Annotated in this window: 28 protein-coding genes; 17 read left to right on the top strand and 11 right to left on the bottom strand. The window is 69.8% G+C overall.

Annotation, left to right across the window (positions count from 1 at the left end):
• Nucleotides 1-174 precede the first annotated feature (174 nt).
• A complete protein-coding gene (locus tag C4V41_RS54495) occupies nucleotides 175-789 on the bottom strand; it encodes a TetR/AcrR family transcriptional regulator (RefSeq protein WP_235030976.1) in 615 nt (204 codons plus the stop codon).
• Nucleotides 790-815: 26 nt separating this feature from the next.
• Here C4V41_RS54495 and C4V41_RS54490 point away from each other — a divergent pair, with 26 nt between their 5' ends.
• The 4 genes from C4V41_RS54490 to C4V41_RS54475 all read left to right on the top strand — a co-directional run bounded on the left by C4V41_RS54490 (nucleotide 816) and on the right by C4V41_RS54475 (nucleotide 3,527).
• Nucleotides 816-2,129, top strand: coding sequence for a M14 family zinc carboxypeptidase (locus tag C4V41_RS54490; RefSeq protein ID WP_200824905.1), 1,314 nt, complete (start codon nucleotides 816-818; stop codon nucleotides 2,127-2,129).
• Complete coding sequence (locus tag C4V41_RS54485; RefSeq protein WP_103963961.1) at nucleotides 2,126-2,365, top strand: hypothetical protein; 240 nt, start codon at nucleotides 2,126-2,128, stop codon at nucleotides 2,363-2,365. The genes C4V41_RS54490 and C4V41_RS54485 overlap by 4 nt, the downstream gene beginning before the upstream one ends.
• Before the next feature lie 276 nt (nucleotides 2,366-2,641).
• Nucleotides 2,642-2,875, top strand: a complete 234-nt coding sequence (locus tag C4V41_RS54480) for an alpha/beta fold hydrolase (RefSeq protein WP_103963960.1) — start codon at nucleotides 2,642-2,644, stop codon at nucleotides 2,873-2,875.
• A 34-nt stretch (nucleotides 2,876-2,909) separates the two neighbouring features.
• On the top strand, nucleotides 2,910-3,527 hold the full coding sequence (locus tag C4V41_RS54475; protein ID WP_103963959.1) for a maleylpyruvate isomerase family mycothiol-dependent enzyme: 618 nt from the start codon (nucleotides 2,910-2,912) through the stop codon (nucleotides 3,525-3,527).
• A 244-nt stretch (nucleotides 3,528-3,771) separates the two neighbouring features.
• Here C4V41_RS54475 and C4V41_RS61350 read toward each other — a convergent pair whose 3' ends face one another.
• Nucleotides 3,772-3,978 (bottom strand): hypothetical protein, encoded by a 207-nt coding sequence (locus C4V41_RS61350; RefSeq protein WP_146104179.1) that lies wholly within the window; start codon nucleotides 3,976-3,978, stop codon nucleotides 3,772-3,774.
• Nucleotides 3,979-4,124: 146 nt separating this feature from the next.
• Between C4V41_RS61350 and C4V41_RS54470 the strand changes: the two genes are divergently transcribed.
• Complete coding sequence (locus tag C4V41_RS54470; protein WP_103963958.1) at nucleotides 4,125-4,658, top strand: VOC family protein; 534 nt, start codon at nucleotides 4,125-4,127, stop codon at nucleotides 4,656-4,658.
• A gap of 568 nt (nucleotides 4,659-5,226) precedes the next feature.
• Nucleotides 5,227-5,460: a hypothetical protein gene (locus tag C4V41_RS54465; RefSeq protein ID WP_103963957.1), complete on the top strand. Its 234-nt coding sequence runs from the start codon at nucleotides 5,227-5,229 to the stop codon at nucleotides 5,458-5,460.
• A 113-nt stretch (nucleotides 5,461-5,573) separates the two neighbouring features.
• Here the strand turns inward: C4V41_RS54465 and C4V41_RS54460 are convergent, their stop codons facing one another.
• Nucleotides 5,574-6,434 carry a LysR family transcriptional regulator gene (locus C4V41_RS54460; protein WP_103963956.1) on the bottom strand — a complete coding sequence of 287 codons (861 nt, stop codon included), beginning with the start codon at nucleotides 6,432-6,434 and terminating at the stop codon, nucleotides 5,574-5,576.
• A 77-nt stretch (nucleotides 6,435-6,511) separates the two neighbouring features.
• Here C4V41_RS54460 and C4V41_RS54455 point away from each other — a divergent pair, with 77 nt between their 5' ends.
• The 3 genes from C4V41_RS54455 (at nucleotide 6,512) to C4V41_RS54445 (ending at nucleotide 8,626) form a co-directional block, all read left to right on the top strand.
• On the top strand, nucleotides 6,512-7,054 hold the full coding sequence (locus C4V41_RS54455) for a cysteine dioxygenase family protein (protein ID WP_235030975.1): 543 nt from the start codon (nucleotides 6,512-6,514) through the stop codon (nucleotides 7,052-7,054).
• 422 nt (nucleotides 7,055-7,476) lie between these two features.
• Nucleotides 7,477-7,716 (top strand): hypothetical protein, encoded by a 240-nt coding sequence (locus C4V41_RS54450; protein ID WP_235030974.1) that lies wholly within the window; start codon nucleotides 7,477-7,479, stop codon nucleotides 7,714-7,716.
• A gap of 346 nt (nucleotides 7,717-8,062) precedes the next feature.
• Nucleotides 8,063-8,626, top strand: coding sequence for a dihydrofolate reductase family protein (locus C4V41_RS54445; RefSeq protein ID WP_103963955.1), 564 nt, complete (start codon nucleotides 8,063-8,065; stop codon nucleotides 8,624-8,626).
• A gap of 448 nt (nucleotides 8,627-9,074) precedes the next feature.
• Here the strand turns inward: C4V41_RS54445 and C4V41_RS54435 are convergent, their stop codons facing one another.
• Nucleotides 9,075-10,043, bottom strand: coding sequence for a GlxA family transcriptional regulator (locus tag C4V41_RS54435; protein ID WP_103963954.1), 969 nt, complete (start codon nucleotides 10,041-10,043; stop codon nucleotides 9,075-9,077).
• Nucleotides 10,044-10,139: 96 nt separating this feature from the next.
• Here C4V41_RS54435 and C4V41_RS54430 point away from each other — a divergent pair, with 96 nt between their 5' ends.
• The 7 genes from C4V41_RS54430 (at nucleotide 10,140) to C4V41_RS54400 (ending at nucleotide 18,126) form a co-directional block, all read left to right on the top strand.
• A complete protein-coding gene (locus C4V41_RS54430; RefSeq protein ID WP_103963953.1) occupies nucleotides 10,140-10,985 on the top strand; it encodes a dienelactone hydrolase family protein in 846 nt (281 codons plus the stop codon).
• A gap of 193 nt (nucleotides 10,986-11,178) precedes the next feature.
• The gene (locus C4V41_RS54425; protein ID WP_103963952.1) at nucleotides 11,179-11,916 is read left to right on the top strand and encodes a DUF6461 domain-containing protein; all 738 of its coding nucleotides are present in this window, start codon (nucleotides 11,179-11,181) and stop codon (nucleotides 11,914-11,916) included.
• A 386-nt stretch (nucleotides 11,917-12,302) separates the two neighbouring features.
• On the top strand, nucleotides 12,303-13,085 hold the full coding sequence (locus tag C4V41_RS54420) for a neutral zinc metallopeptidase (RefSeq protein WP_103963951.1): 783 nt from the start codon (nucleotides 12,303-12,305) through the stop codon (nucleotides 13,083-13,085).
• A gap of 314 nt (nucleotides 13,086-13,399) precedes the next feature.
• Nucleotides 13,400-13,780, top strand: a complete 381-nt coding sequence (locus C4V41_RS54415) for a hypothetical protein (protein ID WP_103963950.1) — start codon at nucleotides 13,400-13,402, stop codon at nucleotides 13,778-13,780.
• Nucleotides 13,781-13,871: 91 nt separating this feature from the next.
• Nucleotides 13,872-15,644 (top strand): condensation domain-containing protein, encoded by a 1,773-nt coding sequence (locus tag C4V41_RS54410; RefSeq protein WP_160150722.1) that lies wholly within the window; start codon nucleotides 13,872-13,874, stop codon nucleotides 15,642-15,644.
• Entirely contained in the window at nucleotides 15,641-16,378 is a 738-nt protein-coding gene (locus C4V41_RS54405) for a thioesterase II family protein (RefSeq protein WP_160150721.1), read from the top strand. Before C4V41_RS54410 ends, C4V41_RS54405 begins: the two co-directional genes overlap by 4 nt.
• 26 nt (nucleotides 16,379-16,404) lie before the next feature.
• Nucleotides 16,405-18,126 (top strand): non-ribosomal peptide synthetase, encoded by a 1,722-nt coding sequence (locus C4V41_RS54400; protein ID WP_160150720.1) that lies wholly within the window; start codon nucleotides 16,405-16,407, stop codon nucleotides 18,124-18,126.
• Here the strand turns inward: C4V41_RS54400 and C4V41_RS54395 are convergent.
• Genes C4V41_RS54395 through C4V41_RS54365 form a run of 7 tightly spaced genes read right to left on the bottom strand, consistent with a single transcriptional unit; the run spans nucleotide 18,117 to nucleotide 23,675 of the window.
• Nucleotides 18,117-19,538, bottom strand: a complete 1,422-nt coding sequence (locus tag C4V41_RS54395; RefSeq protein ID WP_103963946.1) for a class I adenylate-forming enzyme family protein — start codon at nucleotides 19,536-19,538, stop codon at nucleotides 18,117-18,119. The two genes, C4V41_RS54400 and C4V41_RS54395, sit on opposite strands and share 10 nt — an antisense overlap.
• A gap of 7 nt (nucleotides 19,539-19,545) precedes the next feature.
• Nucleotides 19,546-20,046, bottom strand: a complete 501-nt coding sequence (locus tag C4V41_RS54390; RefSeq protein WP_103963945.1) for a beta-ketoacyl synthase N-terminal-like domain-containing protein — start codon at nucleotides 20,044-20,046, stop codon at nucleotides 19,546-19,548.
• Nucleotides 20,036-21,154 carry a beta-ketoacyl-[acyl-carrier-protein] synthase family protein gene (locus C4V41_RS54385; RefSeq protein WP_200824903.1) on the bottom strand — a complete coding sequence of 373 codons (1,119 nt, stop codon included), beginning with the start codon at nucleotides 21,152-21,154 and terminating at the stop codon, nucleotides 20,036-20,038. Before C4V41_RS54385 ends, C4V41_RS54390 begins: the two co-directional genes overlap by 11 nt.
• Complete coding sequence (locus C4V41_RS54380; protein WP_103963944.1) at nucleotides 21,151-21,618, bottom strand: 3-hydroxyacyl-ACP dehydratase FabZ family protein; 468 nt, start codon at nucleotides 21,616-21,618, stop codon at nucleotides 21,151-21,153. The genes C4V41_RS54385 and C4V41_RS54380 overlap by 4 nt, the downstream gene beginning before the upstream one ends.
• Entirely contained in the window at nucleotides 21,611-22,033 is a 423-nt protein-coding gene (locus tag C4V41_RS54375; RefSeq protein WP_103963943.1) for an acyl-CoA thioesterase, read from the bottom strand. Before C4V41_RS54375 ends, C4V41_RS54380 begins: the two co-directional genes overlap by 8 nt.
• Before the next feature lie 5 nt (nucleotides 22,034-22,038).
• Nucleotides 22,039-23,424, bottom strand: a complete 1,386-nt coding sequence (locus tag C4V41_RS54370) for an aminotransferase class III-fold pyridoxal phosphate-dependent enzyme (protein WP_200824902.1) — start codon at nucleotides 23,422-23,424, stop codon at nucleotides 22,039-22,041.
• Entirely contained in the window at nucleotides 23,421-23,675 is a 255-nt protein-coding gene (locus tag C4V41_RS54365; RefSeq protein WP_103963942.1) for an acyl carrier protein, read from the bottom strand. The genes C4V41_RS54370 and C4V41_RS54365 overlap by 4 nt, the downstream gene beginning before the upstream one ends.
• Before the next feature lie 143 nt (nucleotides 23,676-23,818).
• On the opposite strand from C4V41_RS54365, the gene C4V41_RS54360 reads away from it, so the two are divergent.
• A complete protein-coding gene (locus C4V41_RS54360) occupies nucleotides 23,819-24,493 on the top strand; it encodes a class I SAM-dependent methyltransferase (protein ID WP_103963941.1) in 675 nt (224 codons plus the stop codon).
• Nucleotides 24,494-24,736: the final 243 nt, after the last annotated feature.

Below are 24,736 nucleotides of genomic sequence, written 5' to 3'. Positions count from 1 at the left end.
TTCTGGTCGCGCGTCGAGACTCGTGCGCACGCCCAGACGGTCGTCAGCCACCCTCCCGGCAGTGTCCAAAAACGTAAAACCTTTCTGGACACCCTGGCGACCAGCGGTAATGCCGTCCAGGAATTATCGGAGTCCTGCCACGGGTGGCGGTTCATGACGCGCCTCTCGGTGGCCTCAGGGTGGTCCGAGCACCTCCGGGGTGACCAGGGCGCAGGCGGCGGCGGCGAAATACTCCCCAGGGGCAGCGTCAGCGAGGCCGAGGATGACACCCTGGCTCAGGCCGACCAGGAGCGCACGCAGCGCCGTGGCCAGGCGTTGCGCCTGCCGCGATGTGAGGACGTTCCCGTTGTGGGATCTGCCGGACAGAAGTGTGGTCAGGCGTTCCTCGTGCGCCCGTACGGAGGCGGCGAGTTTGGGCCGCAGTTCGGGGTCGCGTAGCGCCAGGTCCTGCAGGCTGATCTCGAACGACAGGTGGCGCAGCGCGTCGGGGTCGTCGCACAGGCGGCGGTAGTGGCGGGCGAAGACCTCCACCGCCTCGACAACTTCGAGACCGGGGGAGACCGCCTGTTCGATGCCGTCGTAATGCGGGCCGAGGTAGTCGGTGACCAGGGCGATCAGCAGGCCGTTCTTGCTGCCGAACAGCGAGTAGACGGCACCGGTGGTCAGCCCGGCCTGCTCGGCGATCTCCTCCAGCCTGGCCCGGTGACCATCGCGGGCGACGATCCGGCGCGCGGCCTCCAGCAGGGCCTGCCGGTTCCGGTCCTTGGCCTCCGCCCTTGTCATTCTCATAATCTCATTATTACAGTAATCTCGTTATGAAGGTTGCAGAGTACATGAGCCGGGTTCCCGGCTATGCCGCGTTCCCATCGGTCGACGCCGTGCAGTCCGAGTTGGAGGAGATCGCCGCCGCCCATCCCGATCTGGTACGGCGGCGTCGCATTGGCGCCTCGCGGCTCGGCGAGCCGCTGCACGCCCTGACCATCGGCGACGGCCCGGCGGACGCGGTGATCATCGCCGGGCCGCATCCCAACGAGCCGGTCGGCGCGCTGACCGTCCTCACGCTGATCAGGCTGCTGTGCCAGGACCCGGCCTCGCTGGGGTTTCGCTGGCACATCGTGGCGTGCGCGGATCCGGACGGCGCACGGCTGAACGAAGGCTGGTACGCCACGCCGGGCGACCGCCGCGCCTACGCCGAGCACTTTTACCGCCCGGACCTGGCCGACCAGGTCGAGTGGACCTTCCCGCTGGTCAGCGGCGACTACCGGTTCGACCGGCCGCTGCCGGAGACGGCCGCGCTCATGCGGCTGATGGACGAGGTTCGGCCGTCGCTGGTCTGCTCGCTGCACAACGGTGAGTATCAGGGCGCGTTCTTCTACCTCAACCGCCGCGACGCCGTCCTGGCCGAGCGGCTGGCCGGCCTGCCAGGCGTGGAGGGCCTTCCGCTGCACCACGGCGAGCCGGAACTGCCCGGCGCCGAGCCGATCGCGCCCGCTGTCTTCCTGACGCCGGACGGGGCACAGGTGGGCCCGACCTTCGGCGCCGGCGGCAGCAGCGCCGACTACGCCGCCAGGTTCGGCGCGCTCCACCTGGTGACCGAGGTGCCCTCGTGGGCTGATGAGCGGGTGGCCGACCAGAGCGCGGCAGGCCGTACCCATCGGGAGGTGGCTGCCGAAGGGGCGGTGGCAGGGCGAGAGCTGATCGAGACGCTGCAGGCGGGCATGCGGGCCGTCGCCGGCGACCTGACCGTGCGCTCGCCGTTCCGCCGCTCGACCGAGAGCACGCTGGAGACCTTCCGCAAGCTCGCCGAGCTCGAAGAAGAGGCCCTGCCTGAGCTGGATCGGCCGGCCACGGTCGCCGAGGAGTTCTCCCACCGCCAGACGCTGCACCTGCTGCGGCTGCGCCTGCTGGGGGTGTTCCTGCGCATGCTGGACGCCGAGTTGGCCGCAGGCAACCTCACGCCGGCCATCCGGCAGCAACGCCACCTGTTCGCCGAGCGCTTCGACCAGTGGTACGGACAGGCCGAGACCGACGGCCCCGGCCCGCCGATCGAGCCGCGCAGGATGGTCGCGGTGCAGCTGGGCGCCATCCTGACCGCCGCCGCCCGCCTGACAGAACGAGTGGCGTCATGATGAACGGACTGCCGTGCCTGTCGATCGGCGCCGGACCGCCGCTGATCGTCCTGCTCTTCACCCCCGAGGCCGCCATCCCGACCGGCTTCGGCCGCCGCTACCTGATGCGCACGGTGGGGCCCCTCACCGAGCACTTCACCGTCCATGTGCTCAACCGCCGGCCCGGCCTGCCATCCACCACGACCATGGCCGACCTGGCCGCCCACTACGCCAGGGCGATGGAGGCCTATCGGTGAACGTGTTGGACATGTCCACCGGCGGCTCGCTCGCCCTCCAACTCGCCGCCGACCACCCGGGCCTGGTCACTCGCCTGGCCCTGGCCGGCACGGCGGCCACCCTCGGACCGATCGGCAAACACGCCCAGCGAGCCTACATCGACCGGACACGGCGGGGAGCGCGCCCCACCCCGGCGCTGGCCGAGCCGGTCACCGAGTCGCCCGCTGGACAAGCCCTCGTCAAGGCGATGGGCCGGCTGGCCGACGGCCGCAAGGACCCACGCCGACGCCGCCACCATGCTCAACGCGGAAGACGGCTTCGACCTGCGCCACCGCCTACGCGACGTCACCGCTCCCACGCTGCTGATCCAGGGCGAAAGGACCTGGCTTACCCCGCTGGAGCTGGCCCGCCAGACCGCTGAGGGCATCCCCGGCACCCGGCTGATCAGCTATCCAGGCAGAAGTCACGCCGCGACGTTCACCGACGACCGGTTCGTCCCGGATGTGCTGGGCTTCCTGCTCGGCGGCTGACCGGCTCCACCCATCTGACGAGAAAGAGCACCACATGGACATCACCACCGCGATCGCCGCCGAACGTACAGAACTGGCGGCGATGCTGGACGATCTGCCGCCCGCCCAATGGGACGCGCCGACCCTGTGCGCCGGATGGCGCGTACGGGAGGTCGCGGCGCACATGTCGATGGGATTCCGATACTCGCTGCCCAGGATGGTGCTGGAGCTGGTCAAGGCAGGAGGCGGCGTCAACCGGATGGCCGACCGGCGGGCCCGCCAGGACGCGGCCACCCTGTCCACGGCCGAGCTGGTCAGCGCGATCCGCGACAACGTCCTCCACCCCTGGAAACCACCGGTCGGCGGCATCACGGCGGCGCTGGGCCATGACCTGATCCACGGCCTGGACATCACCGTCGCCCTCGGCCTCGGCCGCCGCGTCCCCGAAGACCGCGTGCGCCTCCTCTTGGAGCACGTCACCCCCCGAACCCTCAAATTCTTCGGCGCCAACCTCGACGGTGTCGAATTGCGCGCCGACGACCTCGACTGGTCCTTCGGCGCCGGCGCCCCCCTGATCGGCTCAGCACAGGATCTCCTCCTGCTCGCCTACGGCCGGAAGTTGCCACCTGGGCATCTGCGCGGGAAGGCGAGCGATCGCTATATCGCCGTATGAGCAGACCAGCCGATCACGGCACACCGGAGGAACAGCGAGCCCGGATGTCGGCGTCTGAAGCGTCTTGATCCGGCCATGACCTCTGTCCGGGTCTGCCGCAACCTGATCTATCCCGGTGAACTCTTGATGCTTGGCATGGCGCTGATCCCGATTCGGTCATCGCCGGACGCGTCGGCGGTGGACAGACAGCCGGTGATGAGCCGAGGGCTTCGACCTGATCGGTGACCGGTGCCGACTGCAGGGCTTAAGCATCGTCCTCGTCCACGACGGCGGAAGAAGCGTCCTGGGGCAGCGCCGCCACTCCGAGCGGCCGCAGGCCCTTCGTCCGGGGCCGATGAGGCCGGCCCAGGCAGTTGAGGTGGACGTGGCCCAGCGGGGACAGCCGGGCCACATCCTCGTCCTTGACCGGCACGCCCTGGGCACTCAACCCGTCACAAAGCGAACGTTCCAATCTCCCGCAGCTCCATGATCGTTCTCATCGATAACGGCTATCCGCTGGTTCTTCAGCTCCGAAGCCAACGAGCTGGACCCGGCAGGGCGTCCCCTGAGCTGCTATTGCGGCAGGAAACTGGCCGCAATCATCTCTAGCCTCGCGGCATGGAGATGACCAAGCAAGATCCCGAACCCCAGGGTGAGAACACCGTTAACGGATTCGTCGTCGTTGACGGAGCCGCGCCTTTCATCGACTTCCTCGTCGCTGTCTTTGATGCGACTGAGCGGGGGGAAGCCCGCACCCCTGACTTCTACGCCGGAGACGGAACGCTGATCCACGCCGAAGTCAAAATCGGCAACTCATTGCTCATGGTCGCTGACCGTAAGGCCGACTGGCCGTTCACCCCGGCCCTGACCCAGGTGTACGTCGCCGACCCCCAGGAGACGATGCGCAGAGCGGTCGAACGAGGTGCGACCGTCGTCACTCCGGTGTCTCCCTTCTACGGCGGGTACGGCATCGCCCGGTTCCTCGACCCTTGGCACAATCTGTGGTGGCTGTTCTTTCCGGCGGCGGAAACCAGTCCGGCGGCCGGGGAAGAGCCGAGCTGGGAGGAATCCGCTGAACCCGGCATTGTCTACACGACGCTGCTCGAAACGATGGTCACGCTGGCCGGCCCCGGTGCTGGTGGCACCGAATAACGGTGGTCATGGTCTGTGACCTTTGTCCACCCCCAGGGTGGGGCGAAGACACTCACGCACGAAATTGTCTGAGAAGGCACGCTCCCGAACCGTCCGAGACAGATCCTTGGTGGCGAGTCCGCGCCGCAGATCCCGTGTCCAGGCTGGGATTGGCCGCCGCTCGCTCCCGCACGCTGTCGGCGGCCAGGCACCGCCAAGACGTTGGGGCGAGGAGCGCTGCTACTTCTCATCGGCATTTCTGACCCGCCACTGGCGCAAGCGCTGTCCAAAATGACCGATAAACGCCAGATCCTCTTCTCACTGTCGAAATCAATCTCTGCAGGAGGTGCCCGTGGCCACGTGGCCGGCCCCGGGCACACTGGGGTGGTCATCGTGACCGAGCTATCAGCGCCAGGCGGGAGTAACAGGCAGGACTTTGCGTCCTCTCCCGCGTCGGCGTTGTCGTGCTGTCCACGCTTCCCGCTTTCGAGGTCACCATGCCCACGTCTTTGTCGTCCCGCCCTGCGCTCGGGCACACCGCGATCCGTCCCGCCTGCCCGAGCCCGTCCGCCACGCGGTCGCCGAGCAGTTGCTCGCGCCGATCGCGTTCGTCGCCAACCTGGGCGGCGGGTTCACCCTCGGCATCGCCGCCCGGCTCCGCCTGGCCGACGCCACCGCGGTGACCCGCCTGGGCGAAGACGGCTGGTCGGCTTCCATGCTCATGCCCCTGTCCGGCCACCGGAACCTGCACACCTCAGCATCTACGTCCAATGCCGTAGCCGCCGCGCTCGCCGAGCACGACCCCGGCCGGCGGCACCACTGACCCGATTACCACCCCGAAGGCTCTACGACGCGACGGACACCGCCCAACCCCTGGTTAGGCTGGGCGCGGATCGCGGACCGAGAGTGCGGCCCGGGGGAGGTCGTCATCGTGCTCTATGCGGTTGTCCTGAGGATCTTGAGCAGGGCGGTGGTCGCGGGCGGGTCCGGCGGCTCGCCGTAGGTGACGGCGAAGATGTGCCGGGTGTTGCCCGGGATCTCGGTGGCGTGGATCCCCGGCGTGCGGTGGGCTTGGAGCGCGAGCCCGGGCAGGGTGGCGACCCCCATGCCGGCCGCCACGAGCGTCTGGACCACGACCATGTCGTCACTGGAGTACGCGATCCGCGGGTTGAAGCCGGCTTCCTGACAGGCGGTGACCATTGTCGCGCGGCAGCGCTCGCATCCCCCGACCCAGGCGGCGTCGCGGTGGTCCTCCAGGCGCTGGCCTGGCTCTTGGCTGATCAGGTAGAGCGGGTCGTCCAGCAGGTGGGTCAGCCGGAAGCCCTCCTCCTCGTCCGGAGTGTCGGCGTGCCGAAAGACCAGGGCGATGTCGACGTGCCCGGCGCGGAGCATCCGCAGCCCCTCGACCGGGTGCACGTCGACCAGGTTCAGCTCAATGCCCGGGTACGACATGGACAGCTTGGCCGCCGCCTTGGGGACGATCGTGCTGAGGACCGTCTGGAAGCCGGCGACTCGGACCCGCCCGGCCCGGAGCCCGACCTGGGCGGCCATCTCGACGGAGGCCGCCTCCACCCGCCCGACGATCTCCCTGGCCCGCTGGGCCAGGAGCTCGCCCTCGGGGGTGAGCCGGATACCGCGGCCTGCGCGCTGGATGAGCCGGGCCCCGATCGAGGTCTCCAGCCGCCCGAGGTGGTGGCTGATCGAGGGCTGGGAGTAGTGCAGCTCCTTGGCGGCCTCGGTCACCGACCCGTGACGGGCGACTGCCTCCAGAACCCGCAGGTGCGTCAGGTTCATCATGTTATTAACTTTATCTATGGGACGCGGGAGTTTTTGGCATTAGACGCCATGACCGCTGGCAGGCCAGCATCGTTGTCATGGCCAAGCAGATGACTGCCCCCGTCGACTCGCCGCCCAGGCCCGGCCTGGCCGAGCTGGTCGCACGCATCCGGTCGCACGCCCGCTGGCAGGCGACCCCACGGACCATCGCCGAGCAGGTGGCCGACGTACTGGCAGAGACCGAACCGGACGTGGACCTCCTCACCGTGGCCGAGCGGGCCGGCTCGCCCGACGGCTACACCCAGCACACCCTGCACACCGAGGCGGCGTTCTCGGTGTCCGCGGTGGTGTGGCGGCCAGGCCAGGTGACGGAGATCCACGACCACCTGGTGTGGTGCTCGTTCATGGTGCTCCAAGGCGCCGAGACCGAGACCCTGTACGACATCGACGGCGACCGCCTGGTCGAGATCGGTGAGCGGCACCGGCCCGCCGGCTCGGTCAGCGGCGTCGCCCCGCCCGACGACATCCACCGGGTCCGCAACACCGGTGACACGGTCGCGATCACGCTGCACGTGTACGGCGCGGACCTCAGCAGCGGAACCAGCGTGCGCCGCATCTACGAACAGCGCCACGATCGCTGACGAAAATTCGGAACACGAGCCGTCGAGGTTGTCGAGAACGCGGTGCCGGCTCCGTCCCAGGAATACCAGCGGCCACGAACCGGCCGTGTGACGAATGAGCCAGGCACGACGCTCAAGCAAATGGACAGCATCGTCGACGACCTCGATGTGGTCATCGCGTTCTTCGTGGAACCCGGCATGGAGCGGCTCCGAGGGCATCGTCGTCGCCCTGGCTGAAGAGCTCGCCTAACGGCCCGCCGCAGACGGTCGAGACCACCCACAACGATCCACGAAACGACAACCGAAGGAGCGACCGTGCGACCGAATGAGATCATCGAGGTTCTGAACCGGCCGCTCAGCCGGGAGATGCTGGCCCGCTTGGCCTATGTCGCCAAGGACGGCACATCCCGATCATCTTTGCCTGGAACGGTGCGGAGATCGTCATGTGCACGCCGAAGTTCGTCGACGGCATCCCGGACGAGTACCTCCAGACGACCAGCACCTACCAGATGACGCCCGAGCAACGGATCGTCTGGGAGGCGGAGGTACGTTTCCTCTACCACGACGGCATGGTCCGGATCGTCGTGACCCCGACCTGGGCGAAACTGATCGACTTCGAGACGACCCTGCCGAGCCCGGTCGAGGAGCTGATCCGGCAGCGGAAGGAACGTCAGCCCGCCTGAGCGCCGCCCGCCTTGGCGGATTCCCACCGCGGGTACGCGGCTGGACCTGCTCCTGCGGGCCGCGGCGGGGGCCGATCGAGAAGCGGCGATCCGACGCGGCTGATTGTGGGGCACCGCCATGTCCTTGGCGCGAAGTGGCTCTCCCTGTGCCCGTTTGTGGCCGCCTCGGAGCGCGCGGATTCGTTGAAGCTCGCCAGGAAATGTCGAGGTAGAAGGTCGAGAACCCCGCGCGGTTTCGTCCTCGAAAAGAAGAATCGCTCTAGTGCCTCCGGTGTCGAATCCGTCACGAAGGCTTCGTACCGGTGACCTGCTCAACCGACAGATATTCGAAAGGACACATTCCGTCATGCGCAAGCTCATAGTCCAGCAGTGGGTCACCGTCGACAATATCGCCGCGGAGGAGGACGGCGGGCTCAGCTTCGTGTCGGGGGAGCCCTTCTCCGAGACGACCAACAAGAAGTACAAGGAAAAGGTGATGGGGTTCGTCGACGCGGTCGACACGCTGATTCTCGGTGCGAACACCTACGCCCAGTCCCAGGGTTGGGCGACCGCCACTGATCAGGGCGAGTACGGCGAGAAGCTCAACAACCTCACCAAGTTCGTCGCCTCCTCGAAGCTGGAGCACGCCCCCTGGGGCGATTTCCCGGCCGCGACCGTGACCCGCGACCCGGTCGCCACCGTCCGGGAGCTGAAAGAGCAGAGCGGCAAGGACATCTGGCTGTGGGGGAGCTTGACACTCATGCGCTCCCTGATAGACGCCGGCCTCGTCGACGAGCTCACCCTGCTCGTCTGCCCGGCGTCACGCGGCAAGGGAACGCGCATTTTCGAGGATCGGCAAGACCTGAAGCTGATCGAGGCCACCGGGTTCGACAACGGCGTGGCAGTTCTGCGCTACGAGATCAAAAAATAGACGGAAGTCCGTATTTTTCGAAGAATGGGACGCCGACGATGCTGCTCGTTTTGGCGCATCAGCCGGCGTCCGCTCTCGTCGTGACCCCGACATGGGCGAAGCCGACCGACTTCGAGACGACTCTGCCGAACGCGGTCGAGGAACTGCTCCAGCGGCGGAAGGAGCATCAGCACTCCTGAACACCACTACTGGTAAGACCGTTGATCGAATGATCTGAGTTCCTGCCCCTGCCTCTGTTGGGGTGCCGTCAACGCGACCGGCACCAGCCGCCATCTCGGGGTTGAGCTCTGCGATCAGTGCGCGTGGACGGCCAGTACCCGCTCCCACAACACGGAGGGAGAAACCTTGGGGTTCGGCCTTGATCGCTTGGGCCTGGAGGCCCACGGTAGAGGGGCGCGGCCATAACTGACTGTGATCTCCGGGGGTAAACCGGCTTCATGCGCCTGAATCAGTCGACGCGGCGGAAGGCCGCGCGGTAGTCCCTCGGGCGCCGTCCAGTGTGCTTGGCGAAGAGGGCGGCGAACGTGCCTGGATCCCTGTATCCGACCGTGGCGGAGATGCTGGCGACGGTTCGGTTCGTGGCCTCAAGGAGGTGGCGGGCGCGACGGACACGCGACGACTGCAGGTACTCCAGCGGGCTCTGGCCGGTCTCGTCCGCGAAGCGCCGCAGCAGTGTCCGAGTGCTGACCTTGAACGTGTCCGACAACGCGGCGAGGTCGTATCGGGCGGCAAGGTTTTGGTCGAGCCATCGCATGACCTTGTGGGAGAACGCGTTTCCGGGCTGCGGAAGAAATCGCTCGTCAACGTATGGGGTCTGGGACGATCGCGCGTCGTCGACGAGCGCCACCCGCGCGGTTGTCCGTGCCACGCCGGCACCACTGTGTTGACGGATCAGATCCAGCGCGAAGTCGTACATGGCGCTGAAGGCCGCCGTCGTCGTCACCCCAGTGTCGGTGATGACCAGACGCTCAGGCCGGACGTCGGCGTCCGGATAGCGTCGAGCCAGTTCGTCCGCGAGGAGCCAGGCTGTCGTGGCACGGCGTCGGTTGAGGAGCCCAGCCTCGGCGAGCAGGAACGCACCGACACAGATCGAGACGACGACAGCACCCGCAGCAGCGTATGAGTGGATCGCCTCAACTTCAGGCGCGAGGGGTGCGAGCTTCGCGTCCACGCCGAGGCCCGGCACGAGCTCGAACCCTGGCACGATAAGGACATCTACCTCGCGCAGCGCGGATACGCCCAACACCGCACCACCCGATGCCACGACACGACGACGAGGCGAAAAGATCGACACCTCGTATCCGGAGCCGTCCGGACCGGCAACGTGCGTGGCCATCGTCAAGAGATCGGGTACGCCGAACACCTCGGACGCGAAGCAGCCCGGATAGGCCAGGACACCGACCCGCAGCGCGCTCACGCTCGCCTCCTCACCATCAGCCCATGGCGAGATTACCCGCACACATGGCGATGTCGCCTCTCGCCCTCTGCGGGGGCATCGGTCCACGCTGTCACCATGAGCGCTGCCGGCGAACGACTTGACGACATGATCACGGACTTCTCCCGCCGACTCGTGGATGTGGAGGGGGTGGTGAAGACGGTGTACGCCGCGGGTTCCGGGCCGGCCGTCGTGTTGATGCCGGAGATGCCCGGCATCAGTCCCGATGTCCTTCGACTGGCGCGGTGGGTGCGAGATGCGGGCTTCACCGTTCATGTCCCCTCACTCTTCGGAATCGACGGTGCCTATCCCACGGTCGAGGGTGGTAGGGAGGTCGTCCGCCGCGCGTGTGTCAGTGCCGAGTTCCGCGCGTTCGCGGGGGGCGGCACCAGCCCGGTCACGGCATGGCTACGTGGGCTGGCGCGCCAAGCCCATGCCGAATGCGGCGGTCCGGGAGTCGGCGCGATCGGATTGTGCTTCACCGGCAACTTCGCTCTCACCATGGCGCTTGAGCCGGCTGTCATCGCGCCAGTGGTCAACCACCCGTCGCTGCCGCTGGACGACCCTGCCGGACTCGAGATCAGCGACGAGGACGCGCGCGCGGTCCGAGACCGCATCGCGCGCGACGGGCTGAAGGTTCTTGCCTACCGCTTCGATGACGACCGCTGGTGCACCGGCCGGCGCTTCGCCGCCTACCAGGCGCTCCTCGGCGACGCCTTCGACGGCCGTATTCTCGCGGGCAGTTCCGCGAACACCAGCCCGCCACCGTTCTTCGGCGACGTGGTCGGGTCCCCCCACAGCGTGGTCACCGCTCACCTCGTCGACGAAGCCGGACATCCCACGCTGAAGGCCAGGGACGAGATCATCGCCTTCCTGACCGACCGCTTGAGCCCGTTCGGACATTCCGAGACGACATGCGGCTGAGCGGCACACCCCGCCTGGGCGGCGCTTTACTGGTGGAGTCACCTCTTCGACCATCGCGAGTTCTCGATGCCGAGGGCCGTGATAGTGACTTTCCGTGATGTCGGCGGCAACAAGCCGGGCTCTCGGACAGCAGGTGCGCGCGGAGGGGTGAAGTGGGCCTGACCATGTCGGTTGGGCCTGCCAAGATCGCGACATGACGATCGATGCGCTGACGCCGTTCCGCTGGCTGCAACCGCCGTACGGCGATCGGGGCGACCTGCTTGGCGAGATCTACTGCGTGACCTTGCTGCGCGGGCTCGATCCGGCCGAGGTGCTGCGCAGGTTCGGCGCCCGCACGAGCACGCCGATGAGCTTCGCCGAGCTGGGGCTGGCGGTTTCCGACTTCACGATGGTCACCGAGGGTGGTGACGGAAGTGGTTATGTCGGAGTGGTCGCTACCGGCGAGGGGTGCGCGGCGGTGGAACCGTGCGGCTGGTCGGGGACGGAGATGCTGGCGCGGCTGTCGGCCGGCACCGACGTGGTGTCCGTCCTGCGGCATGACTATGCCTGCGACTACTTTCATTACGCTGCGGACGGCATGGTGCTCACGGCTTTCGACCCGAGTTTTCCCGAGCGTCGCTCCGGTGCCGACACTGACCGGCTCGCCGGCCTCATGCGCGAGTTCGGCCTGCCTCTCGAGGAGAGCTCAGATGAGGACTGGGACCAACGCTACGACGACCTGTCCGGACATGGCCTCGCGCGGATGTTCGCGATGGCGGCCCGCCTCACCGGCGTGACGTTCACCGCCGACCTGCTGGACGGACCGCTCCTGGTGGGCGCGATCGCCGACCTGCCACCGCCACAAGAGCCTCAGCCCGGGAAGGGCCTCGGCGCTTTACTCGAGCAACTGAAAGCGGTAAGCGGCCCTGAATCTGATCACGACGCCGCTTGACCCCCATGAGTCTCCGGTACTGACTGGTGGGCTCGCCTGTTCAGCTGTCGTAAGTTGTCGTTCCTGTAAGGCTTTATGGGTGACGTGCCGTGTTCCCCGACGGCGTAGCGGCTCCACGTTCCACCTCCTTCTCTGAGGAGACGCGACGGGGGCAGGCATCTCCAGGAGTTGCTGGCGGATGGCGGCGGCCGCCGGGACATCGATCTCTCAGGAGCGCGGACAGATGATGGTCTGGGACGACAGGGCCGGATCGTGCGTCAGCCGCAGAAGAGCCGGCGAGAATACCTTGCTCACCCAGGCCCGCGGCGCCCCCCGGCCGAGCCGCCGCGGGGCCCGGCCGGGGCCGCAATTGCGTGACCTGCCGCCTCCCCTTAAGGTCGGGGATCATGAAAATCGTCAAGATCGCCGCACTCACGTGCGTGCTCATGGCCCCCTTAGCCGGAACGGCCGCCGCGGCAACCGCGTATCCGGTCAAACATCCCAAGCTGATCGCCCACCCCCTTTACGAAGCCGGAGTCCTCCCGACGACGACCTGTGAAGAACCCCCGGTCAAACGCAACAATCGCCAGCTCGGACGCGCGTACATCAACGCGATGCTCGCTTGCCTGGAAACGACCTGGGAACAACACCTCACCAGCGCGAACCTGCCCTACCGCCCGGCCAAGGTGCGGCAGGTCGACAACATTCCGAAGAAATACTGCGGAGACACCTTCAACCAGGAGGACGACTCAGAGGCCTACTACTGCGAAAGGACCGGCACGCTGACATTCGAAGTCGGCGAGGGATACTTGGACGACCCCACAGACCTCTGGATGCTGTACCAGGCCGGTTATATGTACGGCTATCACGTCCAGCACCTCATCGGCATCGCGGCCGCCTACGAGGTGGTGCGGTACCGCAATAAGTCCGAGCTCCAAGAGCAGCAACGGCGCTACAGCCTGCAACGGGATTGCCTGGCCGCCGCGTTCATCAAAAGCGTCTGGCCACTGACCGGGCGTACCGGCAAAGACTGGAGTTACTTCCTGACGTTGCCCGGCGGTGACACCTCTGAGAAGGATCGCCGCTGGGGAAAGGAGTCCAGCGTCGGCTATTGGCTCAAGCGGGGCTTCGCCACCGCCGACCCTGCCTCGTGCAACACCTGGACCGCCGCCTCGGCCAAGGTGGCATAGCATCGCGCCCGGTCTTTCCTGCTCAGGCGCCATCCTTCACGGAATGCGGGACATCGATGCCCGCCTCGTCCGCTTCGCCTGCATGACGGCCACAGTAGTGAAGGCGCAAGGCGGGATTCTGACTGCGGAAATCCAACGGATATGCCCCTGACCTGCGACCACTTGCTCTTTGCGCAGGTCAGGCAGCCTTAGTGATCATCGCGGACCTCTCATCGGTCGCGGGATTCGCGCGTCCGATGCCGAACCCAAGGACTCTCGCGGTGAGGGTTTTTCGGCCGGAGTGAACCCGGGGGCCATGTGCGGGCCGGAGGACGGTGCGGGCTGGTTACGGCTCGAACAGGGCGGGGTTTGCAGACATCGCCACCGACGTCTACGACCGGCTGAGCCTGGGTCCCGCCCTGGCTCTGCATCATGCCGTCCGCGCGGTCCGCACCCGCTTCCCTTCCGTACCGAGCCTCTGGTCAGCCCACCTGCACAGCGGCGCCGACGACGGGTGCGCGGCGGTGGAGCCGTGCGGCTGGACGGCGGCGGGCGGCACCGACGCGGAGTCCGTCACACGGCATGACCACGCCTGCAGCTACTTCGACCAACGCCGCCGACGGCATGGTGCCTACCGCTTTCGACCCGAGCATCGCTCCGGTGCCGGCACCGACCGGGCGGCGTCGGCCGAGGGGATCAGGGTTGACAACCCTTAGGCCCTGGTAGAGCCTCATGACAGAGATCCCCGGTTCCACGCGCGACAACTCGACGATCAGCGACCTCGCCTCTCATACAGGTGATGCGACGATGCCGGAAGCACGCCAGCCGAGGCTCTCGCCGAGCCAGCAGCGGCTGTGGTTTCACCAGCAGCTCGCCCCCGAGTCCAACCAGTACAACGTCTTTCGCGGCTACGAGCTGCGCGGGCCGCTCGACGCGGCGGCCCTGGGCCGGGCGCTCGGCGCGCTGGCCGATCGCCATGTCGCGCTGCGCATGAGATTCCCCGCCGAGGCGGGCTCGCCCCGCGTGGCGGTGACTCCTGTTCCTTGCCTGGTCGATCTGCCCCGCGCCGGCCTGGCCCCGGACGGCTGGGAGGCCGAGGCGAGCGCGTTCGCGCGCCGCTGGTCCTCGCGGCCCTTCGACCTGGGGCGGGAGGAGCCGATGCGGGCCCACCTGCTGGGCGTCGCCTCCGACCTGCACGTCCTGCTGCTGTGCGTGCATCACATCGTGATCGACGGCTGGTCGGTGCCGATCCTCGACGAGGAACTCGGGCGGCTCTACGCGGCCGAGGCCGGCGGTGAGCCGGCGGGCCTGCCGCCGTTGCGGGCCGACTATCTCGACTACGCCGACTGGCAGCGCAAGCGGGCCGGGTCGCCTGCGGCCGAGCGGGTGCTGGGCTATTGGCGGGAGCGGCTGGCCGGAGTGCCCGAGCTCGTCACCCTGCCCGCCGACCGCACACGGCCGAGGCTCCAGGGCACCGGCGGCGGCCAGATCGCCACGGCGATGCCGAAAGACGTGGCCGACCTCCTGGCCTCCTTCGCCGCGGGGCGGCGTCTCACCCCGTACACGGTCGCCTACGCCGCTTTCGCGGTGCTGCTCGGCCGCTACGCGCGCGCGGACGACCTGGTGCTCGGAGTGGTGGTGGCCGGGCGGTCGCGGCCGGAGTTCGCGCGGACGGTGGGCTTCTTCGTCGGTACGCTGCCGGTGCGGATGGACCTGTCGGGCGACCCGGGTTTCCGCACCGTGCTGGCGCGGGCGCGCGAGGCGCTGTTCGACGCCTACGACAACGACCTGCTGCCCCTCGACGTGCTGGTGGACCGGCTGGAGCCGCGGCGTGACCCCTCCTACGCCCCGCTGGTCCAGGTGATCTTCCAGATGCTGGTGCTGCCCCAGGCCGGGGAGGCGCGTTGGGGCGAGGTGCGCGCCCGCGTGTGGGGCGAGGAGCTGACGGCGCCGGCGACCCGCTTCGACCTGGAGGTCCACCTGCTGGACCGCGCCGGCGGCGAGCTGAGCGTGGAGGCGTGCTTCAACGCGGACCTGTTCGACGAGGAGACGGTCGCGCGGCTGATCGACGACTACTTCCGCCTGCTGCGCGCGCTCTGCGAGAACCCTGACCAGCCGATCTCGCGGACGTGCGCGGCGATCGGCGGCGGCGAGGCGGAGGTGGCGGTGTCGATCCGTGACACCCACGGGGTGCCGCTGCCGCTCGGGGTGCCGGGCGAGGCGTGGCTGGCCGGGAACCGTACGGGGCTGCTGGCCCGGATCCGGGCGGACGGCACGGTCGAGTTCCTCGGCGGGGTGGGCGAGGAACTCGTGGTCCGGGGGCTTCGGGTGCCGGCCCGGCTGATCGAGGAGGCGCTGCTGGCCGACCGGTCGATCGCGGCGGCCGAGGTCACGGCAGGAGACGGTGGCGGGCTCGCGGCCCGTCTGAGGGCGGTGCCCGGCCTGCCTCGTCCCGCGGCCGGCGAGTTGCGGGCACGGCTGCGCCGGCGGCTGCCCGGCTTCCTCGTGCCGGGCTCCTTCACCTGGGAGGGCGAGCCGGACGCGCCGGTGGTCTTCTTCGTGCCGGGGGAGCCCTCGTGACAGAGTGCTTCTGGACGCCGCGTCGCAGGCCGGAGGCGGTGCTACGGGCCGTGTGCTTTCCGCACGCGGGCGGGGACGCGCCGTCGTACGAGGCCCTGGCGCGGGCTCTTCCCGATCACGTCGAGGTGCTGGCCGTGCGCATGCCCCGCCCCGGCGACGGTGTCGAGGTGAGCGATCTGGCCGGGCTGGTCGGGCGGATCGTGGCGGCGGGGGTCCGGGTGCGGCGGCCGTACATGATGGTGGGCCAGAGCCTGGGCGGGCTCATCGCGTTCGAGACGGCCAGGGCGATGTCCGGGAGCCCGCCGGTGGCGTGCCTGATCGTCTCGTCGGCGCCTCCGCGGCTGTGGGCGGAGAGGTTCGGCGACCACACCCCCGACGACCATCGTGTCCTGGCCCGGATGTGGCGTGGTGACGAGCGGATGCGGGAGGCGCTGAACGATCCGGTCGTGCATCGGCTCATCTTGCGCGATCTGTGGGCCGACCTGCGGCTGCTTCGAGGCTACGCCGCGAGCGCGGGGCCGCTGCCGGCCGTGCCCGTCCGGGTGCTCGTGGGCGCGGACGATCCCGGTCTGACGGCCGGGGAGGCCGCGGGATGGGCCCGCTGTACGAGCGGGGGCTGCTCGGTCAGGTCCGTGCCGTCCGGCCATTTCGTGGTTCAGGACGCGGAAGCGTTCGTCGTCGAGGAGATCACCCGCGTCGCCGCGCGGATCTCAGCCGAGGCCGAAGGGGAATGATGTTCGACTCCGATATCGGGCCGCGTGTGGAAGCCCACGCCGCTGAGGCCCCCGACAGTCCCGCCATCATCTCGGCCGAGGGCGTGCTCGGCTACCCGGGCCTGGCCGCGCGGGTGGAACGCTACCGTGGCGCGCTGGCCGGGGCGGGCCTGGGCGCGGGCGACGTGGTGGCGATGGCGCTGCCCGACGGCGCCGACGGCATCGCCGCGATGCTCGCCGCCTTCACCGCCGGCACGGCCTTCGTCTGGCTCGACGCCGACCAGCCCGCCGCCCGGCACCGCGCGATCCTGGACGACTGCCGGGCGACGGGCGTGGTGACGCGCCCCGGCGACGAGCCGCCGCACGGCTGTCCCGCCGTGATCACCGTCCAGGCGGACAGCGCGGAGGTTCTGTCGGCCGCGCCGCCGGGCTCACGCGAGCACATCGTGCCCAAGGACACGAGCTGCCTGGTGTACACCTCGGGCTCCACGGGACGGCCGAAGGGCATCATGCAGCGCAGCGGCAACCTGCTGCACTTCGGCCGCTGGATGGCCGCGGAGAGCGGGCTCGGCCGTGGCGCGCGCATGTTGCAACTGGCCCGCCTCAGCTACGACGCCGCGTACCTGGAGATTCTCAGCGCCCTCGACGCCGGGGCCGCGATCGTCATCCCCCCACCCACCGTGAAGCCCGACGGCGCGCAGCTCCTGCCCTGGGTGAGCGCCCACCAGGTGACGCACGTCTTCTGCGTGCCCACGCTCATGCGCCGCCTGCTGCTGGCCCGGGAGAGCGCCGGCGCGGCCCCCGATCCGGCTCTGCGGGTGGTCAGCCTGTACGGCGAGCCGCTGCACACCGCGACCGTGAACCAGGTGCGCGCCCACTTCCCCCAGGCGGCGATCTACAACGTCTACGGCCCCGCCGAGACCACCGTCGCGACCTTTCACCGGGTCGAGCCGGACAGCGCCGGCGAGATCCCGATCGGCGGCGACATCCCCGGCGTGCAGACCCTGCTGCACCAGGACGACGACACCTTCGGCGAGGAGGGGGAGGTGTGGATCAGAACCCGCTACCTCGCTCACGGCTACCTGGGCCGGCCCGCCGAGACCGAGGCGGCCTTCTCGGGGCCCGACGCGTCGGGCCTGCGCACCTATCGGACCGGGGACCTGGCGCGCAGGCGGGCCGATGGCGCCCTCGTGTTCCTGGGACGGCGCGATCACCAGGTCAAGATCCGGGGCGCCCGCGTCGAGCTGGCCGAGATCGAGGCGGTGCTGCGGGCCGAGCCGGGCGTGGCGCAGGCGGCCGTCGGCGTCTTCACCGACGAGCAGGGCACCGCCCATCCGGCCGCGTATCTGGAGCCGGCGCGGGGGGCCGCGGTGGACGTGCGCGCGGTGCACCGCCGGGTGGCCGGCACGCTGCCGTCGTACATGGTGCCGGCGGCGTACGTGGTGCTCGACAGGCTGCCCCTCACCTCCACCGGGAAGATCGACAGAAAGCGGCTGCCCGACCCCGGCACGATCGCCACCCGGCAGGCCGACCCGAAGGAGCCCGCCACCGACACCGAGCGCCGGCTCGCCGCGATCTGGCGGCAGGTCCTGGAGCGCGAGGACCTGGGCGCCGACGACGACTTCTTCGAGCTGAAAGGGCACTCGCTCATGGCGGTACGGATCGCGGCGGCCGTCATCGAGGAGTGGGGCCTGGAGATCCCGGTCCGGGCGGTCTTCGAACATCCCACCGTTCGCGAGCTGGCCGCCTACATCGACGCTCACTTGTAGGGCGTGTCCGCCGCCGGGACCGCGAGGATCCGGCAGGGGCGCTCGGCCCGAAGCAGCAGGCGGTGCAGCTCCGCCCGCACCGGGCGCACCGCCTCGCGGGTGACCTCGCGCATGTGCAGCTCCAGAACGAAACGCTGCCCGTCGTGCGGTACGTGCTCCTCGTCGGCCGCGCCTCCCGAGCAGGGGCGGGTGGCCGCGCGCACCACCCCGGGCAGCGCCGTGGCCAGGCGCCGCACCGACGGCAGCGACACCTTGACCCCCTCGACGACGCAGGAGTCCCCGAGGCGGCCGGCGAAGTGGAGGTAGCCGTCGGGGTCGAGGCGGAACAGGTCGCCGGTGGCGATCCGCCGGGTCCCGGCGTGGCGGCCGTCCACCGCGCCGTCCATTGGGCTGTCCACTGGTCCGTCCACTGGTCCGTCCACTGTGCCGACTCGCCGCACCATCACCGTGTCGGAGGTCACGAGCAGCTCCCCGACCCCGTCGCGCACGTCGCGCAGAGCCACGCCGACGCCCCGCAGCGGCAGGCCGACGGAGCCGTGCCGGTGGGCCGGTTCGCGGTGCGCCGCCAGCGTGCTGACCCGGGGTCCCGCCTCGGTCAGCCCGTACGTGATGTACACCTCCAGGCCGGGCCGGCCGGCGACCAGCCGGCTCACCTCCTCGCCCGGCAGCCCGTCGCCGCCCACCGTGAGCATGCGCAGGCCGGCGGGCGGCCGTTCGGACAGCAGGTGCCGCAGCAGGAAGGGCGTCAGTGACGAGCTGGTGACCCCATGGCGGACGATGGCGTCGAGGTAGCCGCGCCGGCTGAACGGCGGGCCGGCGATCACCAGGCGGGCGTCGGTGACCAGGCCCGCCAGCGCCTGGGCCACCAGGGCGTAGGAGAAGTTCAACGGCAACGTCACCAGCATGGTGTCGTGGGAACCCAGCCCTACCGACTCCGCGTGCCGGGCGGCGTTGCGGAACAGCGACGAGGCCCGGTGCAGGCAGCCACTGAAGATACCGGACGTCCCCGACGTCATGATGATCACATGGTCGGGGTCGTGACGCTGCCAGGGGCCGGGCAGCGTGGCGACGACGGTGTCACCGAGACGCCGTACGGCCGTGCCGGGCGCCGGCCTGCCGTGCGGGGTGACCAGCAGGCGGGCGCCGAGACGCCGGGCGACCTGTTCGAGGCGGCCGGCCGGCATCGCGGGCGACACCGCGACCGGTACGGCGCCGCCGTGCAGCGCCCCGAACAGGTGCCGCAGCAAGGTCGTGCCACTCGGCAGGGCGAGCAGCACGACGTTTCCCCGCCGGTCGGTCAGGCCGGCGAACAGATCGGCGGCCGTCGCCACCGGCGTGCGCGCGCCGGGTCCCGGGTCGATGTCGAGGGTGCGCTCGCTCAGGTACGTCTCCACCCGGCCCAGGTCTTCCATCGGTGTCTCAGTCCCCGTCGCGACCCAGGATGCGGCCGGACACCGTGTGGGCGTCGCCGGTCACGGTGTGCTCGGCGACGGCGACGTACCGGCATTGGCCGGTCGCCAGCCAGTCCGAGGCGATCAGCTCCATGACGGCGTGCGCCCTGTCGGGCCGCATGGAGACCAGCAGGCTGGGCCCGCGAAAGCCCAGCGCGATGCAGAGCAGGCCCGCCAGGGAGCCGGGGCTGGCCCCGGCGAACCGCAGCGGCGAGACCCGTCCACGGCCGGCCGTCGCGGCGACCGAACTCATGGTGTGGCGGGTTCCGTGGTCGCTGACCGCCAGCGCGCCGATCCGTTCCGGTTCGCCGCGCACCTTCTCGGGGGCTCGGGCCAGCGCGTCCTCGACGGCCGCCACCACCAGCCAGGCGGCCGGGTCGGCGTAGAAGGACGTCGTGCGACGCCCGGCACTCGTCAGGTCATCGCTCTCGCTGCGCCCGCGCGCCAGCGTGACCAGCTCAATGGGCATGCCGCTGCCCCGGGGTGAACGCCAGGCAGGTGATGAACCCGCCGAAGCCGAGCGTCAGGCTGAGCCCAGCGCCCGGCCGCAGACGGCTCGCGGAGCCGGTGGCGACGGGGAGGGGGAAACCCTCGATGACCTCGTCCAGCCCGGGGATGGGCGGCGCGCGCCCGTCCAGCAGCGCGAGCACGACGGCGACGGCCTCCAGCGCTCCCGTGGCGCCGAGCGTGTGCCCCAGCGCCCCTTTCGTGGCGAACACGACCGGCGGCCGTTCGCACCCGCCGAACAGCCTCGCCAGGGCGGCCGACTCGGCGCTGTCGTTGGCCGGGGTGCCTGAGCCGTGCGCGTTGACCACCGCGACGTCCTCGACGGTGAGCCCGCAGGAGGCCAGGCAGCGCCGCGCGGCGAGTTCGGCGCCGGTCCCGCCGGGGTCGGGCGCCGTCATCCCGGCCCCGTCGTTGGCCGCTCCCGTTCCGGCCAGCACCGCGTACGGGACGGCGCCCCTGGCACGGGCCGCCTCCTCGCGCTCCAGCACCACGAACCCCGCACCCTCGCCGAGGAGCGTGCCATCGGCGCGGCGGTCGAAGGCGCGCAGCCGCGTGGGCGACATCGTGCGCAGAGCGGTGTGCGCCAGCCGCTTGGCCGGCGTCACCACGTCGGCCGCGCCGCACACGCTCACGTCCGCGGCCCCCGACCGGATCGCGGCCGCGCCGACCGCGATCGCGTCGGACCCGGACGAGCAGGCGGTGCTGACCGCCACGGGCGGCCGGCGCAGGCCCACGGCGGCGGCGACGTCCGCGGCCCACTGCCACAGGTCGCCGTCCTCGTCGTCGAGGAGCGCCCCGAAGCTCGTGCCCAGCACCGGATAGGCGTCCGCCGGGCCGCCGGCGTCGGCCAGCGCCCGCGACAGCGTGCCCTCCGCGAGGATCCGCTGCCGGGCCGACGGCTTCATGCCCGCGGGCGGATCGGCCACGGTCGCGGCGAGCGGGTTGCGCAGCGGATGCTCCGACGGCAGCGCCTCGAACCCGTCGTGCCCGTCGAGCAGCCGCCGCCACACGCCGGCCAGCCCGTCGCCCAGGGCGGTGGACCACGCCATCCCGGTGACCCAGACGTTCACCACAGCCGCCGCCCGAGCTGCTCGACCGTCACTTTGACGAGGGAGCCGCGGAAGGCCGCCGCGGGCTCGCCGTCCACGGTCGCCCGGCACGAGAAGTGGAAGGTGTCGCCGGTGAGGCGGTCGGCGCGCACGTTGAAGATCACCTGGTCGCCGACGACCACGATGCGCTGGAAGCGGGCCTGCACGGAACCGATGAGCGTGATCTCATCGTCCGCCAGTTTCGACGTGCTCAGCTGGTACAGGATGATGCCGGATTGAGCGATGGCCTGGATCAGGTGGCTGCCGGGGTAGATGGCCCGTTCGGGGAAGTGCCCGGCGATGGCGTCCATCGTCCCGGAGACCGCCAGCATGCTGCGCAGGGACTCCCCGGGCACGTAGTCGAGCACCCGGTCGATGTAGATCATCGGGTGCCGGTGGCGCAGCCACTGCTTGATCTCGCTGAACCCCAGTGTCGACTCACCCATCGGCTTCTCCCATGCATCTCGCCAGCGTGGTGCGCAGGGTGGCGGGCAACGCGGCCGGGGCGCCGTCGGCGACCCTGACCAGGCACATCACCAGCAAGCCCGAGGCGAGCAGCGTCTCGGCGCCGTCCTCCCGGCGGTACACGAAGCCGGAGATCCGGTACGACGCGCCGCCGACATGCTCGACGCCGACCCGTACCAGAAGCTCGTCGGAGAAGCGGGCGGCGGCGCTGTAGCGCATGCGCAGCTCGGACACCGCCGGCTGCACCTTGTGCTCGTCCATCAGGCGGGTGCCGACGCCGAGGGCCTCCAGGTTCTCCAGCAGTGCGGTCTCGATCAGGGAGGCGTAGCGGGTGAAGTGCATGACACCGGCGGCGTCGGTGTCCACGTGCTCCACGCGGCGGGGCAATGACACCATGACACTCACCGCCGTGCCTCCAGGAACGCCGCCGTCCCGCGCTGAATCGCCGAGACGATCTCGTCCGACTCGGCCTCGGTGACGACGAGCGGCGGGGCCACGCGCATGGTCGGGAAGATGTACGGCAGGTCGTGAGAGCGGTGGCCGGCGCCCGCCATGAACTCGACGTAGCATCCCGCCCGAATGATGTGCCGGCGCAGGCCGGGCAGCCTGCCGGCGGCGTCTTCCGTGAGCTCCAGCCCGTGTAGCAGGCCGATGCCCCTCGACGCGCGGTACACCTGCGGGAACCGGTCGAGCACCTCGCTTTCGAGCAACCCGGCCAGCCGCTCGGCGAGCGCCGCCGACCGTTCGAGCAGCTTCTCGGCGACGATCAGCCGCAGCCCGTCACGGATCACCGCGCACGTCAGCGGGCGCAGGTCGGACGTGGCGACCGCGCCGGACGGCCGGATCCCCAGCCATCGGCGGGCGATCACCATCGCGGTGGACAGCGCTCCCATGCCCAGGCTCTTGCCGATCACGGTGATGTCCGCCGGGATCGGGCCGAGCTCGTCCGTCATGGCGAAGAAGGCGCCGGTCTTGGCGAACGTCAGCACCTCGTCGGCGACCAGCAGCGCGCCGTGCCCCGCCGCCAGCTCGGCCAGCGCCCGCAGGTAGCCGGGCGGCGGGACCAGCAGGCCGGCGTCGCCCTGAACCGGCTCGACGACCACGGCCAGCACCCGGTCGCCCGCGCGGGCGAAGAACTCGCGCAACGGCTCCAGGGCACCGAACGGCAGGAACTCCGCTTTCACCCCGTACGCGCCGGTGTCGGCGATTCGTGGCAGTCCGACGCGGAAGTGACGCCGGTTGAGCAGCAGCGTGAGCCCGCCGGTCCAGCCGTGCCAGGCCCCCTCGAACGCGAGGATCAGGTCGCGGCCACCGCGCTCGGGGTCGGGCCGTAGCCGGCGCCGGTCGAAGCGCGACTCCAGGACCAGCCGCATCGCCAGCTCCATGCCCTCGGAGCCGGAGTTACGGCCCGCCACGTGAAAGTCGCCGGCCGGAAACCGATCGCACCACAGCCCGTCCGGGCCGAACAGCTCGCTGAGCAGGCGCGTCCGCTCGGCGACCTCGACCTCGTCCGTCGCGTATCCGAGCTCCGTCACGGCCCGGCTCAGGGCGGCGTGCACGGTGGGGTGCGCCGCGCCCAGGCAGGCGCTGGCGTAGCCGCCGGAGGCGTCGATCACCTCGAACGGCTCGCGCGCCGCCGGGTGGTCGTCGCCCTCCGCCAGCCGCATCCGCACCCCGCGGGCGCCGAGCGAGACGAACGGCAACCTGTCGCCGCCGTAGTGATCGAGATGAAGGCCGCCGGCGAGGGCATGGGGGAGGGAGCCGGCCGTCGATTCGTTCCGGCTCACGTCTCGCCGTCCCGCAGGCGCCGGATCAGGCCCGCCAGGCTGGCGATGTTCCGGAAGTTCTCGGGCTGGAAGTCCGCGTCGGAGATGCGGACCTCGAAATGGTCCTCGCACTGAACCCGTAACTCGGTGAATCCCAGCGAATCCAGTCCGTAGACGTCGCGCAGGCTCTCCTGGTCGCTGATTTTTTCGGGCGAGGCTTCCACGAACAATTCGGTCGCCAGAATCTTCTTTATGGCGGCCTCTATTGCCATGACACCCCCAAGTCAGCGGAATTTCCCATTATCGGATTCACCCACTTACCGGCCAGCATGAACCAGCCGAAGTTGTTCGTCAATTGCGTTTTCCGGGCGGCTTCGCTCTCAAGGAACGCCCGCCACGATCTACAGTGACAGGCATGAACGCAGGCACGGGGCCGGGGGCGTTCACCCCCGACGGCTCACCGGTGGAGTTCTACGCCGCGGTCACCGCGGCCGGCGAGCCGGGCATCGTCCAGGCCGCCGTACCCGCGGGCGGATCGATCCTCGAACTCGGCTCGGGAGCGGGCCGGGTGACGCACGCGCTGCTCGATCTCGGCTACGAGGTCGTGGCGGTCGACGAGTCCGCCGACATGCTGGCCAGGATCCGGGGCGCGCGGACGGTGCTCGCGCGCATCGAGGATCTCGCCCTGGACCGCCGCTTCGACGCCGTCCTGCTGGCCTCGCTTCTCATCCACGTGCCCGGGGAGGACTCCAGGAGGCATTTCCTGGACTGCTGCCGCCGCCACGTGCGCGATGACGGCGTGGTGGTGATCCAGTGGATCCCTCTCGACGTGCGCGCGACGTGGTCGGTGGGCACCACGTTCGACAGGTCGGGATTCACCACGACGATCACGGAGTTCACGCCGGCCGCCGGTGGCCTGATGAGCGTCACGATGGCGTACGAGACGCACGGCCGCCGGTGGACGCAGTCGTTCACGGAGCGGCCCCTCACCGACGACCAGCTCACGACGGCCTTGGCCGACGCGGGCCTGGCGATCGATCGTTTCCTCACTCCCGATCGCACGTGGTTCGCCGCCCGCGCGACGCGATAGCTGCCTGGGCTGATCGCTCGGCGGGCGCGGCATAAAACAATGATATTTCGGTCGGCACCGATCCGCCGCGCGAGACTCCGCGATTTACGCCGTCAAGCGGCTCTCGGCTCAGGGGGTGATAAGGCTTGTTATCGTTTCCCGCTTTGGACGCACGGCTTCTTGGGCCGCTGGACCTTGTGCGATATCAGAGGGTGTTCATTCGTAAGCATTCACGGCCGCCGGCATTGGCGTGGGGGAGGCTCG

Origin of the sequence: Nonomuraea solani (assembly GCF_900108335.1) — a bacterium.
GTDB lineage: Bacteria > Actinomycetota > Actinomycetes > Streptosporangiales > Streptosporangiaceae > Nonomuraea > Nonomuraea solani.
Note: the sequence above shows the minus strand (reverse complement) of the source record. Positions and strands in the feature narration are given on the sequence as shown.